Genomic DNA, 15,283 nt, shown 5'->3' with positions numbered 1-15,283 from the left:
CAGGGCAGGTACCCCTGGAGCGAGGGAGGACGAGTGAGGAGGCGGTCCACGTGAGCGAGCTGCGGAGCGACCGCGCGGGATCCGACGGTGCAGGGCCGGACCGCAGCGGAGCGGTGCTGGTACGGGCCGCCGGGCAGCTGGACCAGGACACGGTGGGCCCGTTGGAAGCGGAACTGCTCGACGCCGCCCGCAAGCACTCCGTCGTCGTCCTGGACACCGCCGGCGTCACCTTCGCCGACTCCAGCTTCCTGAACCTCCTGCTGCGCGTACGCCGGATGACCCGGCTGCGGCTCGTGGAGCCCCCGCCGAGGCTGCTGAGGCTCCTCGAAATCGCCGGCGTGCAGGACCTGTTGACCATCAGCCCCGGCCTCGAGGAGGCCATGCGGCTGCCGTGAGCGGCGCCGCATCAGCCCTACGTCCCCCCACGGAGGCATCCGATGACCGAGCCCGAGACGGCGACCGGCCCCGAGACGGCGTCCGAGCCCGAGACCCAGACAGGAACCGGGACCCGCGAGCGCCGGATCGTCCTGGTACGGCACGGCAAGGCGGTGCCCAAGGACGCCGCGCCCGACCCGGAACGGGAGCTGACCGAGCGCGGACGCCGGGACGCGGCGGGGGCCGGGCGCTGGCTGGAGGAGTCGGGGCACCGCGTCGACCTGGCCCAGTCCTCGACCGCCGTACGGGCCCGGCGGACCTGGCAGCTGATGATCCCCCAGCTCTCCGACCCCCCGCCGGCCTACTACGCGGAACGGCTCTACCACGCCGACGGCGAGGACCTCCTCGCCGTACTGCGCGAGGAGGCCCCGGACCTGACCGGCGTCCTGCTCGTCGGGCACAACCCGGCCGTGCACGAACTGGCGACCACCCTGTGCGGAAGCGGCCCGAAGCAGCTGCGCCGACGGCTGGAGGAGGCCTTCCCCACCGCCGGCGTGGTCGTGCTGACCGTGGCCTGCCCGTGGCACGAACTCGCGCCGGGCGCGGCGCACCTGACCGACTTCTGGGCCCCGGGCGACGACGGCTGACCGACGGACCGGCCGGCCTGCCCGCCCGCAGCGTCAGGCGCGACGGGTCCTCGTCAGGCCCCGCGGGCCGAACAACGCGGACCGTACGGACCGGGCCTGCGCCGCGCGGTGCCGCACCGAGTGCAGTCCCGCCCGGTGCAGGGCCGAGGCCACCGCCTCGTAGAGCACCTGCTCCGCCCCGGCGCCCGCGGATCCTCGGGCCACCGGCCAGGTGACGGTCGCCGCGTCGCCGTGGATGCGGATCCGCAGGCAGTCACCCGGCGCCCACCGGGCCGCGGACCACGGCGTGCCGGTGGCCGCCAGCGCCCGGCGCAGCTCGGCGGTGACGAGGAGCGACCCGGCTGCGGCCGCATCCGTGCCGATCAGGCGGCCCGCGCAGCCCGTGGCCCGCAGCAGCCGCAGGAGCGCCGGCGAAAGGGCCGTCACGGACAGGCTCCGCCCGGTCGCCGTGGCCCGGGCCCGCAGCTCCAGCAGCAGGTGCAGACCGGTGATGTCGCAGAAGCCCACGTCCGACAGGTCGAGGTCGAGGCCGCCCGAGGAGGAATCCAGCGCGGCCGTCAGGCTGCGCCGCAGGCGGGCGAGGGAGCCCTCCGTGATCTCGCCCGCGACCAGGGCCGTGAAGCGGCCGGGGGGCAGGCCCTCGACGGTGACGAGCACCCGGGCGGCCGGGTGTGCCTCGACGGCGGCGTCAGGCTGCGACCGTGCGGCCATCGGGATCTCACCTCCACGGCGCCGGGGACGGGGGACTCCACTTCATGGTCCGCGCCGCCGCGGGCCGCCGCAGCCCCCCGAACGAACAGGTGCGCCCGGACCGGCCGCAGAACGAACCACCGCCGGGAACGGGCCGGGCTGCCGCCGCCCGACCGGTGGGCCCGTGCTGGTTTCGGGCCATCCGCCGAGGACAGACGCGCCTACGAGGACCCGCTGCACTCGTCCCGAGGGGCCCCGCAGGGCCCCCGGAGGCCGAGGAGGGCCGGGAAGTCCGGGGCCGGCGACCAGGGCCCCGGAGGCCGGGGGGCACCGTTGCGGAGGCGACGCCGGAGAAAGGAGGCGACCATGGAACCGCGAGCCACCGGTGGCCCGACCTGCGAGCAGGCCCGGGAGGTGACGTGCGCGGTGCTGGCCGCCCACGGCGTCACCGGTCCGGACGCCGACGACGCGCTGCTGGTGGTCACCGAACTGGTCGCCAACGCCCGCCGCCACGCGGGCGGGGCCACCGCCTTCCGGATCCGCTGCCGGCCCCCCGAGGCACTCGTACAGGTGTCGGACGCGGACCCGGAGCTGCCCGTCGACCGGCCCACTCCAGCCGATGTACCCGGACGGTTCGGCTGGCTCATGATCAACCGGCTCGCGCAGCAGGTGACGGTCGAGACCGGGCCGTCCGGCAAGACGATCACCGTCGTGGTGGCCGCACGCTCCGCCGAGGAGGGCGGGCAGCAGCGGTTCGCGGCCCACCACGGCCCCCGGGGGAACGCCGACCGGACCTGCGACCGGACCGGCGGGCCCCCCGACCCCACCCACGACCGAGCCGACGGCAGAGCACAGGGGGACGACCGATGAGGGAGAACGAGGTCAAGCTGAAGGCCATCGCCGCCATCACCGCCGCCAGGTCGGGCGCCGGGGACGAGTTCGTCTCCGACCTGCTGGGCGAGGCCATCCCCGACCAGTTCCTCGTGCCGGTCGAGGCCACCGCCGCGGAAGCGGGCTGGGCGGTGCTGGAGCAGCTGTCCGAGCCCTTCAGTGCGCTCGTGAACGGATTCCTGCTCGCCTTCGACGCGCTGGCCGACGCCCACGACGACGCCGATCCGCGGGAGACCACCGAGGAGATCCTCCAGCAGCTCGCCCTCGCCCTGGCGCGCGAGGACGCGGACGAGGCGGAGGACCCCGGCGACCCGGAGCGCCAGGACCCGGGCTGATCCGCGCCTGGATCCGGCCGTCGCGGGTAGGCGCCCCCTGAGGGCGGTGACGACATGACCGACAGCGCAGCCGTACGCACGACGTACACCACCCGTGACCCGGAAGCGGCCCGGGAGCACCTCGAGGCCGCCTGCGGGGCCGCCGTACGGATGGAGGTCCGCCTGGCCGCCGGCGCGTACGAGGTCACCCGGATCGACGCCGGGCCCTTCGCCCTGACCGAGCTCTGCCTCCCCGGCCGGCTCAGCACGGCCTTCTCGCCGGCCGGGCTCCTCACGGTCGGCTGCCTGCGGTCCGGGTGCGCGGAACTGCGCAGCGGCGACCGGTCCGAGCGGCTCGGGGCCGGCGACGTCTGCCTGGAGGGCCGGCCCGAGGAGGCCCGCACCCTGGTGAGCGAAGACCTGCGGATCTCCTCGGTCCTGCTGCCCGCGGACCTGGTGGAGCGGGCGGCCGACGACCTCTCGCCGCGGCGCAGCCGCCCCGTGCAGTTCACCGGCCTGCTCCCCGCGGGCCCGCGGATGGCCGCGCTGTGGCAGCGCACCGCGGACTTCGCCCGGGGCGCCGTCCTGACGCCCGGCGGGCTCTGCCCGCCGGTGGCGGGCGAGACCGCACGGCTGCTGGCGGCGACGGCGCTGGCCGTGTTCCCCACCGACCTCGACATCGGCCCGCCGTCGGCCGACCTGCGGGACGCCGGCCCGGAGACGCTGCGCCGGGCGAAGGCGTTCATCGAGGCCAACGCCCAGCACGACATCACCCTCGCCCACGTCGCCGCGGCGGCGTACGTGACCCCGCGCGCCGTGCAGTACGCCTTCAGGCGGCACATGGACACCACGCCGCTGCACTACGCCCGGCGCGTCCGCCTCGACCACGCCCACACCGAACTCCAGGACGCGGACCCCGGCGCCGGTGCGACCGTCACCGACATCGCCGCGCGCTGGGGCTTCACCCACGCGGGCCGGTTCGCCGCCGCCTACCGGCGCGCGTACGGCGAGCCGCCCAGGACCACGCTGCGCCGGTGAGGCCCGCTTCTGCGGTCCTTCCGGCCATCCGGCCCGCGATTCCGCTGCGGCCGTGGACCGGCCGGGCCCCGTGCCGGTGCAGGGCCGCCCGCGTACGGGCCGGCAGGGCGTGCACCGCGAGTTCCCCGGCCCGGGTCGCTGGGGAGCCCGCCACGACCCGGGCGCGGCCCGCCGCCATCGCCCGGCACGCCTGCCGGGCGACGAGGGCCGGATCGTCCTTGCGGGTGCGGCCGAGGCGGGTCCCGAGCAGGCCGGCCCGGGCGAAGAACGGGGTGTCCGTCGCGCCGGGCAGCAGCACGGTGACCGAGACCCCGTACGGGGCCAGCTCCTCGTGCAGGGCCAGGCCGAAGGAGTACAGGAAGGCCTCGGAGGCGTTGTGCACCGCGTGGTACGGCCCCGGCAGCTCGGCGGCGACGGACGAGGTGACGAGCAGCCGCCCCGCACCCTGCGCGGCCATCTCCGGCAGGAGCCGGCGGGCCAGGTGCACGGTCGAGGCGATGTTGAGGTCGATCACCCGGGCCGTGTCCGCGAGGGCGGTGTCCAGGAAGCGCCCCGCCCTGCCGACCCCGGCGTTCAGCACGAGCACGGCCACCGGCCGCCGCCGCAGGTGGACCTCGTGCACCAGGGTCTCGGCGCCGTCGTAGGTGGCCAGGTCGGCCCGGACCGCCCGGACCTCCTGCGCAGGGCGGGCCGGGTGGCGCGCGGCGAGGCGGCGCGCGGCGAGGTGGATGTCCGGGCCCTCGGCCGCGATGACGAGGTCATGGCCCCCGTCCGCGAGTTCCCGCGCGATCTCGTAGCCGATGCCGGTCGAGGCCCCCGTGACCACGGCCAGCGGACGCTGAGTGTTCATGGGCGGCGCCTACCCGTGCCGTGTGCGGCCACACGCGGCGCCCCGCCGGGCAGCGGACACCGCCGGGCCTGCCGGCAGGGCCGGCAGTCCGCCCCTCGCGCGGACAGGCGCAGCGCCGGCGGCGTGGGCGGGGCCGGACCGGGCAGACGCCGGGCAGGCCCGCCCCGCGGGCACGGGACTCCCGGGGCCTCGGGCCCCGTCCAGGTGGTGGTGACAGCAATGGAAGACGCCGAGTTCAGCCGCCTTCTGGCCAGCCTTCTGGCCGACAGCCACCGCCTGGGGCCCGGAGACCTCCCGGGCATGGTCCGTACGGCCGCCCAGGCCGTCGGCATGAGCGACGCCGTCATCTTCCTCGCCGACCTGCAGCAGATCCGCCTCGTCCCCCTGCCGGACGGCGTCCGTCCCGGTGGCGAGGCGGTGTATCCCGACGCTGCGGAGCGGGAGCGGGACATGGCGGTGGACGGATCGCTGGCCGGTTGGGCGTACCGGACCGGCACCGTGCAGCTGACGTCGGGCCGTCAGCTGGTGCTCTGGCTGCCGCTGGTCGACGGGGTGGAGAGGCTCGGAGTGCTGCGGCTGACCGCCCCGGCCCTGGAGTCGGCAGCCCTGGAGCAGTGCAAGTCCCTCGCCTCGCTGACGGGGCAGCTGCTCGCGACCAAGAGCCGGTTCGGCGATCTGATGTCGCGCCTGATCCGGAGCCGGCCGATGCTCCTCCAGGCCGAACTCGCCTGGGCGTTCATGCCGCCGCGCACGATCGGCTGCCCGGAAGCGACCTCCAGCGCGATCCTGGAGCCGGCCTACGAGATCGGCGGGGACGCCTTCGACCACAGCCTGAGCCCCACGGCCCTGCACCTGACCGTCGTCGACGCCATGGGCCACGACCTGGCCTCCGGCCTGTGCGCCGCCGTCGCCATGGCCGGCTGCCGCGCCACCCGGCGCTCCGGCGGCGGCCTCGCCGACATCGCCTCCACCGTCGACGCAGCCCTCCACCGGTGGCTGCCCGACCGGCTCCTGACCGGTGTCTTCGCCGACCTGGCGCTGGCCACCGGGGCTCTGACCTGGGTGAACTGCGGCCATCCGCCCCCGATGATCATCCGACACCAGCACGTGGTGCACGGCGCCCTCGAGCGCCCGGTACAGCTCCCGCTCGGCCTGCCCTCCGGCCACGAGGACCGCCCCGGCGCCGTGGTCCACCACGCCCAGCTGGAGCCGGGCGACCGCCTCCTGATCCACACGGACGGGGTCACCGAGGCCCGCTCGGACGCCGGCGAGCTGTTCGGGGAGAACCGGCTCATCGACTCGATCATCCGCGCCACCGCCGCCGGCGAGCCCGCGCCCGAAGCGCTGCGGCGCCTGGTGCGCGCGATCCTCGCCCACCACAACGGCCACCTCGCGGACGACGCCACCATCCTCCTTGCCGAATGGCACCCCGTTCTGGAGACGGGCCGTTAGGGTGGGCCGCTTGCCGGTCACGGTGGCGAGAGGACGCGGATGGCCCCCCGGGAGCAGCTCGAGATCGACCCGAGGCGCAGCCGGGTCTTCGGGGAGGTGGCCGAGCTGTACGACGCCACCCGACCCGGATATCCGGAGCCCCTGGTCAGGGAGGTCCTGGCCTACGCGGCCCTCGGCCGGCGTGCGGCCCTGGAGGTGGGCGCGGGCACCGGCAAGGCCACGGTGCCCTTCGCCGCTGCCGGAACACCGCTGGTGTGCATCGAACCCGACGAGCGCATGGCCGACGTCCTGCGCCGCAACACCGCCTCCTCCCCCCAGGTCCAGGTGGAGGTCGGACCCTTCGAGGACTGGCTGCCGAGCGAGAGCCGGTCCTTCGGGCTCCTCCTGGCCGCCACCTCCTGGCACTGGCTCGACCCGGAGCGGCGCTGGGACCTGGTCCACGGCGCCCTCGCCCCCGGCGGCGCGGTCGCCCTGTTCTGGAACCTGCAGGGCGTACGGGACGCAGAGCTCCACGCCGCTCTCGCCGAGGTCGACCGCAGGCACGGGATGGCGAACGCACCGCACGGCGAGCCGGCCTCCTCCTTCGGCGACGTCCCGGGCAACGGGGGCGCCGTACCAGGCTCCTGGCCGGACGCCGAATGCCGGCGCGACGGCCGGTTCACCGACCTGCGCGCGCACCGGTTCCGCCGGGAGCACCACTGGGCCACGGACCGCTACGTGGGGCACCTGGCCTCGCTCTCGCACTACCGCGTCCTGGCGGCCGAGCAGCGCGAGCGGCTCCTCGCCGGGACCGCCCGTGTCCTGGACGCCCACGGCGGCGGCATCGCCATGGAGCAGATCAGCGACCTGTTCCTGGCCCGGACCCGGTAGGCGCGCCGGGGCCCTGGTCCGGCCGTCGGGGGCTCCGGGTCCGGCCCCCGGGGCCCGCTCAGGACACCAGGGACTGCTCCTCCAGCTCCGTCAGCCTCACGGTGCACAGGCCGCCGCGCTCGCTCCGCACGTCCGTCACCTTCAGCTGGGTACCCGGCGAGAGGATGAACTCCTCCTCACCGGTGAACGCGGAGAAGTTCCGGATCCCCACCGCCCTGACCGGGACCACCTCGAAGAGCGTCCGCTTGCCGCGGCTGCCGAGGAAGCCCCGGGCCACGCCGGGCTCGGACGTGCACGAGGAGACGCCCCACCAGGTCACGGTCCGGCCGAGCGGGTACTGCGCCCGCAGGTCCAGCGGGACGCCGCGCCACAGCGGCTCCGTGCGGGCCGGCAGCTGCGACACCGCCGAGAACAGCAGCCGCAGGTACGGCAGGTACGGCACGAGCCGGGCCCGGTCGGGGGAGCGCAGGACGGCGTTGATCTCCCGGTAGAACGCCGATTCGCAGGTGTACAGGTGGAGGGCGGCGATGGCGTCCGCGGACAGGCCGCCGCCGGCCGTCCCGCCCGCCCGGCTCCTGCCGAAGTCCTGCGACCGCTCGACGTGCCGGCCGAGACCGGACAGCAGCTCGGCGACCGGCCCGACGGCGTCCGCGAAGGGCAGGATCGGGGTGTCGAACACACCGGTGATGGGCGGCAGGACGAGCCCCTCGTCCTTCACCCCGGCGAGCCGGTCCAGGTACAGCTGGTGCAGCTCCATCGTGGAGGTGATGAACGCACCCATGCGTGCGGCGACCCCGCCGTCCGCCCCGCCGGCCTCCACCGCCCGCTGGTCCCATCCCTTGCTCGGCAGCCAGTCGACCGGATCGGCGCCGACCGACGCCAGGGCCTCGTTCACCACCGCGAAGTGGTCGCCTTCGCAGAAGACGTCGCCCTGCGCCGCGGGATTGGGGTGGTCGATGTGGCGGACCTCGACGTCCGGGTACTTCTTCTGGAGCCGCTGGACGACCCTCTTCAGGCTGCGCGCGTGCGCCCCCCACCAGGCGAACACCACGCCGCGGTCCTCTTCTCCGGCCTCCTGCTTGGCCTGGAGGATCTCCTCGACGATCCGTTCGGCGACCGGTCGCCAGAACGCGGTGTGGCGGTCGGGACCCGACCCGTCGCTGCCGGCGGTGAGCGCCGCGTTCAGCAGCAGCACGCCCTGGGTCAGCATCGCCTGGAACCACTCCGGCGGCTGGACGGTCTCGTGCTGCTTCAGCAGCGCACGGACGTCGGCGATCGGGGTCTTCTTGGGTATGCCGTACTTCCACATCGCCGCCGCCTTGATGATGCAGCGGATGCTGACGACCCTGCCGAACTGGCTGTCCTTCCAGTCGTGGAAGGTGTTGTCGAACATGGCGATGCCCGTGGCGCTCTCGGGGCGCGGGTACGGGTTCTGGCCGAAGACCACGACCTTCCACCGGTGCGGCGGGTGGGGCTTGAGCGCCTGGAAGGTGAGCTCGCGGACGGGGACGACGTCCTGCCCGCGGCCCGGCCCGATGAACGCCGAGGCGTCGGGCTGCGCCTCGATGACGGGCTTGAGGAGCGGAAGCCACGGCTCGCCGCCCCCTTGGAACAGCTCGGCCAGGGCCAGCGGGTCGTTCGGGTCGGGAGTGGCGGGGGCCGGGGTGCGGGAATCGCTCACGGGGACAGGACTCCGATCGTCAACCGTACGGAAAGGGCTGCCGGGGCGACTGGGCGCCGACGTGTCCGAAGACCTATCACCGGCCTCTGACACCGCCCGTGACGGGACGTCACCGCTGCGGGCTCCGGGGCGGGCTCCGAGCCGGCGTTGTCAGTGGCCGCCGCTAGCGTCGTGATCGAAGCAGGAACGCATCGGACGAAAACCCCTTTCGCGATCGGAGTCACCCATGCCCGAAAACCCCGTGCGGACGCCGCTGGACGTGGTGCTGACGGACATCAACCCGGACGTGGTGCACGCCTGGCGGGCGGCGTTCGCCGGCACCCCCGGCATCGCGATCCGCCAGGGCTCGATCCTCGACGAGCAGGTCGACGCCTGGGTCAGCCCGACCAACTCCCGCGGCCGGATGGACGGCGGCGTCGACGCGGCCATCAAGCGGCACCTCGGGGCGGGCATCCAGCTGCGGGTCCAGCGCGCGATCCGCGACCGGTTCGCAGGAAGCCTCCCCGTGGGCAGCGCCGTCTGCGTCCCCTCCGGGGCGGCGAACCCGAGGTTCCTGATATCGACGCCGACGATGGAGGCCTCCTCGCAGAACGTGAGCGAGACCCTCAACGTGGCCCTGGCCTGCGCCGCCGCGTTCCAGGCCGTCCACCAGCAGAACCGGTCGGCACCGGGCAGCATCGCCTCGGTGGCCCTGGTCGGGATGGGAGCCCGGACGGGCCGGGTGCCGGCCCGGGTCTGCGCCAACCTGATGTGGACGGGCCACACCCTGTTCCAGGACCACCGCTTCGAGGACTACGACGACCTGCGCAGCACGGTCACCGCCCAGCTCGACGACATGGAGAGCGCGCCCGCCGACCGGCCGGTCCGGATCACCCCGCCCGGTCGGGCCGCCCGCCGGTCGCACCGCTCCTGACCGCACCGGAGGGCCGCTTCCGGGACCGGACCGTCCGCACCAGCAATCCGAGCAGGAAGGCCTGGAAGGTGTAGGCGAACACGAGGAGGCACACCGTCACGGCATCGCCCTGCGCCCAGGACCCGAGCGAGCCGGCCACCGTCAGCACGACCAGAACCGTGGGCATGCCCAGGAGACCGCCGAGCAGTCCGCCGACGTAACTGCCGTGCACGGCGAAGCCGAACAACAGGAAGAAGGCGGCCAGGCCGAGGTAGGACCCGGACCACCGGTTGCCGAAGGCCAGGCGCGCGAACGTCCGCAGTGCAGCCGGCATGGTCCTCCCTGAGCAGCGTTCCGGCAGGCCAGCGTACCCGCCACCGGAATCGCAGGTTCACGGGCGATCGGGCCGGACGATTCGGTCCGATCCGTGGTGCGATACCTGACATTCTCCGGTTTCGGCCAAGCGCTGCCCTCCGCCTGTCCGGATTATGAGGGAAGGCGTTCGCCACACGAACACCAGTGCGCATCCTCACCTTTCCCAGGAGGACACACCCATGGTCACCAGAAGACGCATGCTCGTCGGCACCCTCGCCACCACCGGCGCGGGCCTGATCACCGGTGCAGGGCTGCTGCCCGCACTGCGCACCGAGACCGCCCGGGCCGCCGACGGCCCGGGGGCGGTCGCCCTGCCGGCGCCCTTCACCGTGAAGATGCCGCAACTCCCCGTCCTGGCGCCGTACTCCACCCAGGGCGGCCAGGACGCCTACCGCGTCACCGTCAAGGAGATGACCCGGGAGATCATCCCCGGCATCCAGACCAAGGTGCTCACCTACGACGGCCACTTCCCCGGCCCGGTCATCCGGGCCCGCAGCGGCCGCCAGGTCACCATCCGGCACCGCAACAACCTGGACATGCCGATCTCGCCGCACCTCCACGGCGGGAACGTCACCCCCGAGAACGACGGCGGCCCCATGGACACCGTCGCCCCGGGGTCGGCGCGCACGTACACCTACCCGAACCAGCAGCCGAACGCCACGCTGTGGTTCCACGACCACGCCCACCACATGGAGTCCGAGCACGTCTACCGCGGCCTGTCGGGAACGTACCTCCTGACCGACGAGACCGAGCGCGCGCTGCCCCTGCCCTCGGGCCAGTACGAGATACCCATCGCGCTGCGCGACGCCCGCTTCGACGAGAACGGGCAGCTGGTCTACCAGATGGACGACTTCCGGGGCCGCACCACCCTGCTCGCCAACGGCCGCCCCAGCCCTTACCTGGAGGTCGCCGCCCGCAAGTACCGCTTCCGCCTGCTCAACACCTCCAACCTCCGCTTCTTCAGGCTCCGCCTCGCCGACGGCGGCCAGATCGTGCAGATCGGCTCCGACGGCGGCCTGCTGGAGCGGCCGTTCACGACCGACACCATCCGCCTGTCCCCGGCGGAACGGGCCGACGTGGTCATCGACTTCTCCCGCTACCCGGTCGGCACGAAGATCGTCCTGCAGAACCTGCCCGGCGCGGGCGCCACCGAGCCCGGCAACGTGCTCCGCTTCGACGTGGTGCGCACCGCCCCCGACCCGAGCAGCATCCCGGAGGTGTTGCGCACCCTGCCGCCGGTGGACACCCTGCCCAAGCCGGCGGTCGAGCGGAAGATCGTCCTCAGCATGGACGAGGACGGCCGCGTCGACGCGCGCGGGTTCATCGACGGCCTGCAGTGGGATCCGGACCGGATCGACCAGACGGTCGCCTTCGGGACCTCCGAGACATGGACGGTGACCAACGCCAACCAGCGGATCCCGCACAACTTCCACATGCACCTGGTCCAGTTCCGGGTGCTGGAGCGCAACGGCGTCCCGGCCGGGCCCGCGGAGGCGGGACTGAAGGACACGGTCGAGCTCATGGCCGGCGAGACGGTGAAACTGCACGCCACCTTCGGCACGTACCGCGGCACCTACGTCTACCACTGCCACCTGCTCGACCACTCGGCCATGGGCATGATGGCAAACTTCCGCGTCCGCTAGAACCGCACCGGCAGGCCGCCGCAGGCCCCTACCAGGAAGTCGGCTTCCCGGACGAGGCGGTCGCGCCCCTGCGGCGCGGCCGCCGCCCGCGCCTGCTGCCGCAACGCGCGCCCGGCGCGCAGCAGGGTCGCCGGGGGAACGGGCACCCGCTGCCCGGGTCTCTCCGTGTACGGCCGCAGTGCGGCAGCGGCGTTGCGGGCCTCGGGCGAGTTCCCGCGGTGCAGTGCCAGGAAGGCCGCGGCCAGCCGGCTCGCTTCGATCTTCACCATGCCACGGTCCTACCCGGCCCGCACCGCACCGCACCCGCCGGCCACCGCTGATCCGTCACCTCGCGCACCCCATTCCCCCGGCCGCCCGACGGAACGGCCGGCGGCTCACCGATCGGAGGCATCAGCGGTGTGTCTGCGCCGGCGGGCGCGCCCGGCTCGCGAGGGTGGCGGACATGCGAGGAACGAGCCCCGGATCCCGACCGTGGACACGGTGCCTGCTCGGCGGGGCCGTGTTCGCCGTCTGCATGGCGGGCACCACCCTGCCCACCCCGCTCTACGGCCTCTACCAGGAGGAGTTCGGCTTCTCCGAGCTGACGGTGACCGTCGTCTACGCCGTCTACGCCTTCGGGGTCATGGGCGTGCTGCTCCTGGCGGGCAATGCCTCGGACGCCGTGGGCAGGCGGCCTGTCCTGCTGTGCGGCCTGCTGTGCGCCGCGGCGAGCGCCGTCTGCTTCCTCAGCGCCACCGGACTGGGCTGGCTGTACGCGGGGCGGCTGCTGTCGGGGCTGTCCGCCGGCCTGTTCACCGGGGCCGCCACCGCATACGTGATGGAACTCGCCCCGCCGGGCGGGGCCGCCCGCGCCACCCTCGTGGCGACGGCCGCCAACATGGGCGGCCTGGGCTGCGGCCCGCTCCTCGCCGGAGTCCTCGCCCAGTACGCCCCGATGCCCCTGTACCTCCCGTTCCTCGTGCACCTGGTCCTGGTGGCCTGTTCCGCCGCCGTCCTCCTCCGCCTCCCGGAGACCGTGCGCCGGCGCCGCCCGCTGCGGACCGTAAGGCCGCAGCGGCCCGGCCTGCCCGCCCCGGTGCGGCCCGTGTTCGGGCCCGCGGCGACCGCCTCGTTCGTGGGCTTCGCGCTCTTCGGGGTGTTCACCTCGGTCAGCCCGGCCTTCCTCGCGGAATCCCTCGACGTGCACGACCGCGCCGTCAGCGGAGCGGTCGTCGCCCTCGCCTTCATCGCCTCCACCGTCGGGCAGTGGGCGGTCGGCCGCGTCGGCGTCGCGCGCTCCCTGCCGCTGGGCTGCGCGGCGCTCCTCGCCGGCCTGGCGCTGCTGGCGGCCGCGCTGCGATGGGACGTGCTGGCGCTGGTGGTGCTGAGCGCCGTGGTCGGCGGGGGCGGGCAGGGCCTGGCGTTCCGCGGGGCGCTGTCCGCGGTGGCCGCCGCCTCCCCGCCGGACCGCCGCGCGGCGGTGATCTCGACGCTGTTCGTGGTGGCGTACGCGGGCATCTCGGTTCCGGTGATCGGGGTCGGTGTGCTGGCCGGCCCGCTCGGCCTGGAGGGCGCCGGGCTGGTGTTCATCGCCTGCATGTCCGCCCTGGTGGCCTCCGCGGCCGCCTACCTCCTGCGCCGCCCGGTCCCCGCGGAGCCGTGACCCGCCCGGCCCCGGCCGCCGCCGGGCCGAGGCCGTCCCGCAGGGGGACAAGCACGCGGGAGGACGCGCGGGGGAGTGCGCCGGAGCAGCGGGCGACCCCGCCGCATCCGGCTATGCGGGATGACGCCCCATCACCCTGCGCGCCGCCTCGCTCTCGGCGGCCGCCGGCGACAGCTCGTCGAGGACGTCGATGTCCGTGTCCTGCTCCAGCTCCTCCTCCCACTCCGCGGCGAGGCGCTCCTGCTCCTCGCGCGGCTTGCCGCTGACGGCCTCCCGGTGCGCCGGATCGAGGGCGGCCAGGAAACGTCCGACGGTGTCCAACGGCATCGCGTGCTCCTTGCGTCGCGGGGCGGGGCGGGCGAACCGGCGGTTCCCCGTCCCCAGCATGTGAGCCGCGGCCGGGCCGGTACACCGGACACGGCCCGCACCGGCCCGGTATCGCCGCCCCGGCGGAGCCCGCTCAGCCCGGATGGCCCAAGACGGGGGCCGCGGCCCGGCTCCCCAGGCGTGCCGGGCGGTGCGTACGCCGCCCGGTCGCCCCCCGCACGCCCGGCAAGCACCCGCGCCGCCACAACGGCGCGCGGACGCCCCTGCGTTGTGCCGCCCGAGCGCCGCGCCGCCCCCTGCGCAGGGCCCCTTCCCGCGCCCCCGGGGCCCGCGGAGGGCGATGTCAGTGCGGTGTGGCAGGGTGCGGGGCGTGGACGAGAGCATGCACGGAGCAGCATTGATCGACCGGGTGATCGAACGGGTGGGACGGGAGGGCTGGCCCACCGCGGACGCGCCGGACCTCACCGACCCGGTGCCGCTCGCACCGGAGGCCATCGACCACCTGCGGCTGCCCGGCGGCAGGCCCCTGCCGCCCAGCCTGCGCCGGTGGCTGTCCTTCGACAGCTCCTGGCTGGCCGACGTCGGCTGGTACGAGGACCCGCTCGACCCCGTCTTCGGCGAGCAGGGCCTGGGCGCGACCGCGGAGGAGATGTACGGCAGCGGGGGCGTGATGCCCGGCGCGTTCGCCGGCTTCGAGGAGCTGCTGCCCGCGGTGTGCCTGCCGCTCGTCGGCGGCTGCGACTCGCGCCGCCTGCTCTACCTGGGCGCGCCGGACTCCACCGGCGAGTACCCGGTCCTGGTCACCGACATCGACGACCTGCCGTACGTGGCCGTGATGTACCCGGGCCTCGACGTGTACCTCGCCGATCTCGCCGGCGTCCTGGACCTGGACTTCGACACGTACACCTCGCTGGCCGAGCACCCGGAGTACGGGCCCCGCATGCGCGAGCACGCCGAGAACACCGAACTCGGCCCCGACGGCCTGGAGATCCAGGACCTGGACGGGTGGGACTGACGGGGCCGGGCCCTCAGGGGCGCGCGGCCGCTGCGGCGGGCGCGGACGACACGGCGGCGCCGGGCCGCCAGGTCCAGGCCAGCAGCAGCACCCCGGGGGTCGTGCCGGCCACGGCGGCGATGACCGCGGGGGGCGCCCCGAAGCAGGCCAGGGCCATCCCGCCGAGCCCGCAGGCCGCCATGGCCGCGCCGAGCGTGCGCAGCGACGGGAACCGCCAGGCGGTCGCGAGCCCGAAGAAGTGCACGCCGACCACGAACGCGATCCAGCCCACGGTGGCCTGCGGGGCGTGCAGCACCGGGTTGATCAGCACCAGCCCGGCGAGCAGTGCCACGGCTTCGGCGGCCACCACGTACCAGTACCGCCGTCCGAAATCCACGCGCGGGGCGGGCGCCGCGTCGTCGGCCGGCCGGGCGGCGTCCACGCGCCGCCTCACGACGAGCATGCCGACGAAGGCGGCCACGGCGAGCACGCGCAGGGGACCCCCCACGGCCTTCGGCAGCGTCCCCGCACTGATCTGGACGAACACCACCCCGAAGGAGCCGCCTATGATCCTGCCCACACGTTCCTTGTTCATGATCACA

At 74.6% G+C, this 15,283-nt stretch carries 18 protein-coding genes; 11 read left to right on the top strand and 7 right to left on the bottom strand.

What is annotated here, in order from left to right:
• Positions 1-50: 50 nt before the first annotated feature.
• On the top strand, positions 51-395 hold the full coding sequence (locus AB0953_RS22530; protein WP_366861319.1) for an STAS domain-containing protein: 345 nt from the start codon (positions 51-53) through the stop codon (positions 393-395).
• A 42-nt stretch (positions 396-437) separates the two neighbouring features.
• Positions 438-1,022, top strand: coding sequence for a histidine phosphatase family protein (locus AB0953_RS22525; protein WP_366861318.1), 585 nt, complete (start codon positions 438-440; stop codon positions 1,020-1,022).
• Positions 1,023-1,055: 33 nt separating this feature from the next.
• Here the strand turns inward: AB0953_RS22525 and AB0953_RS22520 are convergent, their stop codons facing one another.
• Positions 1,056-1,733: an STAS domain-containing protein gene (locus AB0953_RS22520; protein ID WP_366861317.1), complete on the bottom strand. Its 678-nt coding sequence runs from the start codon at positions 1,731-1,733 to the stop codon at positions 1,056-1,058.
• 345 nt (positions 1,734-2,078) lie between these two features.
• On the opposite strand from AB0953_RS22520, the gene AB0953_RS22515 reads away from it, so the two are divergent.
• Genes AB0953_RS22515 through AB0953_RS22505 form a run of 3 tightly spaced genes read left to right on the top strand, consistent with a single transcriptional unit; the run spans position 2,079 to position 3,955 of the window.
• Positions 2,079-2,582 carry an ATP-binding protein gene (locus AB0953_RS22515; protein WP_366861316.1) on the top strand — a complete coding sequence of 168 codons (504 nt, stop codon included), beginning with the start codon at positions 2,079-2,081 and terminating at the stop codon, positions 2,580-2,582.
• Positions 2,579-2,938, top strand: coding sequence for a hypothetical protein (locus tag AB0953_RS22510; RefSeq protein ID WP_366861315.1), 360 nt, complete (start codon positions 2,579-2,581; stop codon positions 2,936-2,938). The genes AB0953_RS22515 and AB0953_RS22510 overlap by 4 nt, the downstream gene beginning before the upstream one ends.
• Positions 2,939-2,992: 54 nt before the next feature.
• The gene (locus AB0953_RS22505) at positions 2,993-3,955 is read left to right on the top strand and encodes a helix-turn-helix transcriptional regulator (protein ID WP_366861314.1); all 963 of its coding nucleotides are present in this window, start codon (positions 2,993-2,995) and stop codon (positions 3,953-3,955) included.
• Here the strand turns inward: AB0953_RS22505 and AB0953_RS22500 are convergent.
• A complete protein-coding gene (locus AB0953_RS22500; protein WP_366861313.1) occupies positions 3,879-4,805 on the bottom strand; it encodes an SDR family NAD(P)-dependent oxidoreductase in 927 nt (308 codons plus the stop codon). The two genes, AB0953_RS22505 and AB0953_RS22500, sit on opposite strands and share 77 nt — an antisense overlap.
• A gap of 219 nt (positions 4,806-5,024) precedes the next feature.
• Between AB0953_RS22500 and AB0953_RS22495 the strand changes: the two genes are divergently transcribed.
• The gene (locus tag AB0953_RS22495) at positions 5,025-6,257 is read left to right on the top strand and encodes a PP2C family protein-serine/threonine phosphatase (RefSeq protein WP_366861454.1); all 1,233 of its coding nucleotides are present in this window, start codon (positions 5,025-5,027) and stop codon (positions 6,255-6,257) included.
• A 39-nt stretch (positions 6,258-6,296) separates the two neighbouring features.
• Positions 6,297-7,127: a class I SAM-dependent methyltransferase gene (locus AB0953_RS22490; protein WP_366861312.1), complete on the top strand. Its 831-nt coding sequence runs from the start codon at positions 6,297-6,299 to the stop codon at positions 7,125-7,127.
• 58 nt (positions 7,128-7,185) lie between these two features.
• On the opposite strand, the gene AB0953_RS22485 is transcribed toward AB0953_RS22490, so the two are convergent.
• Positions 7,186-8,808 carry an ADP-ribosyltransferase domain-containing protein gene (locus AB0953_RS22485; protein WP_366861311.1) on the bottom strand — a complete coding sequence of 541 codons (1,623 nt, stop codon included), beginning with the start codon at positions 8,806-8,808 and terminating at the stop codon, positions 7,186-7,188.
• Between the two features lie 226 nt (positions 8,809-9,034).
• Between AB0953_RS22485 and AB0953_RS22480 the strand changes: the two genes are divergently transcribed.
• Positions 9,035-9,721: a macro domain-containing protein gene (locus tag AB0953_RS22480; RefSeq protein WP_366861310.1), complete on the top strand. Its 687-nt coding sequence runs from the start codon at positions 9,035-9,037 to the stop codon at positions 9,719-9,721.
• Here the strand turns inward: AB0953_RS22480 and AB0953_RS22475 are convergent.
• Positions 9,678-10,034 (bottom strand): hypothetical protein, encoded by a 357-nt coding sequence (locus AB0953_RS22475; RefSeq protein ID WP_366861309.1) that lies wholly within the window; start codon positions 10,032-10,034, stop codon positions 9,678-9,680. The genes AB0953_RS22480 and AB0953_RS22475 overlap by 44 nt on opposite strands.
• Before the next feature lie 220 nt (positions 10,035-10,254).
• On the opposite strand from AB0953_RS22475, the gene AB0953_RS22470 reads away from it, so the two are divergent.
• Complete coding sequence (locus AB0953_RS22470) at positions 10,255-11,718, top strand: multicopper oxidase domain-containing protein (RefSeq protein ID WP_366861308.1); 1,464 nt, start codon at positions 10,255-10,257, stop codon at positions 11,716-11,718.
• Here the strand turns inward: AB0953_RS22470 and AB0953_RS22465 are convergent.
• Positions 11,715-11,987 carry a hypothetical protein gene (locus AB0953_RS22465; protein WP_366861307.1) on the bottom strand — a complete coding sequence of 91 codons (273 nt, stop codon included), beginning with the start codon at positions 11,985-11,987 and terminating at the stop codon, positions 11,715-11,717. The two genes, AB0953_RS22470 and AB0953_RS22465, sit on opposite strands and share 4 nt — an antisense overlap.
• 173 nt (positions 11,988-12,160) lie before the next feature.
• Between AB0953_RS22465 and AB0953_RS22460 the strand changes: the two genes are divergently transcribed.
• Positions 12,161-13,360 (top strand): MFS transporter, encoded by a 1,200-nt coding sequence (locus tag AB0953_RS22460; protein WP_366861306.1) that lies wholly within the window; start codon positions 12,161-12,163, stop codon positions 13,358-13,360.
• A 111-nt stretch (positions 13,361-13,471) separates the two neighbouring features.
• Here AB0953_RS22460 and AB0953_RS22455 read toward each other — a convergent pair whose 3' ends face one another.
• Complete coding sequence (locus AB0953_RS22455; protein WP_366861305.1) at positions 13,472-13,687, bottom strand: hypothetical protein; 216 nt, start codon at positions 13,685-13,687, stop codon at positions 13,472-13,474.
• A 370-nt stretch (positions 13,688-14,057) separates the two neighbouring features.
• Here AB0953_RS22455 and AB0953_RS22450 point away from each other — a divergent pair, with 370 nt between their 5' ends.
• Positions 14,058-14,702, top strand: coding sequence for a hypothetical protein (locus AB0953_RS22450; protein WP_366861304.1), 645 nt, complete (start codon positions 14,058-14,060; stop codon positions 14,700-14,702).
• 13 nt (positions 14,703-14,715) lie between these two features.
• Here the strand turns inward: AB0953_RS22450 and AB0953_RS22445 are convergent, their stop codons facing one another.
• On the bottom strand, positions 14,716-15,276 hold the full coding sequence (locus tag AB0953_RS22445; protein ID WP_366861303.1) for a hypothetical protein: 561 nt from the start codon (positions 15,274-15,276) through the stop codon (positions 14,716-14,718).
• Positions 15,277-15,283 lie beyond the last annotated feature (7 nt).

Source organism: Streptomyces sp. NPDC046866 (assembly GCF_040704625.1).
Classification (GTDB): Bacteria; Actinomycetota; Actinomycetes; order Streptomycetales; family Streptomycetaceae; genus Streptomyces.
Note: the sequence above shows the minus strand (reverse complement) of the source record. Positions and strands in the feature narration are given on the sequence as shown.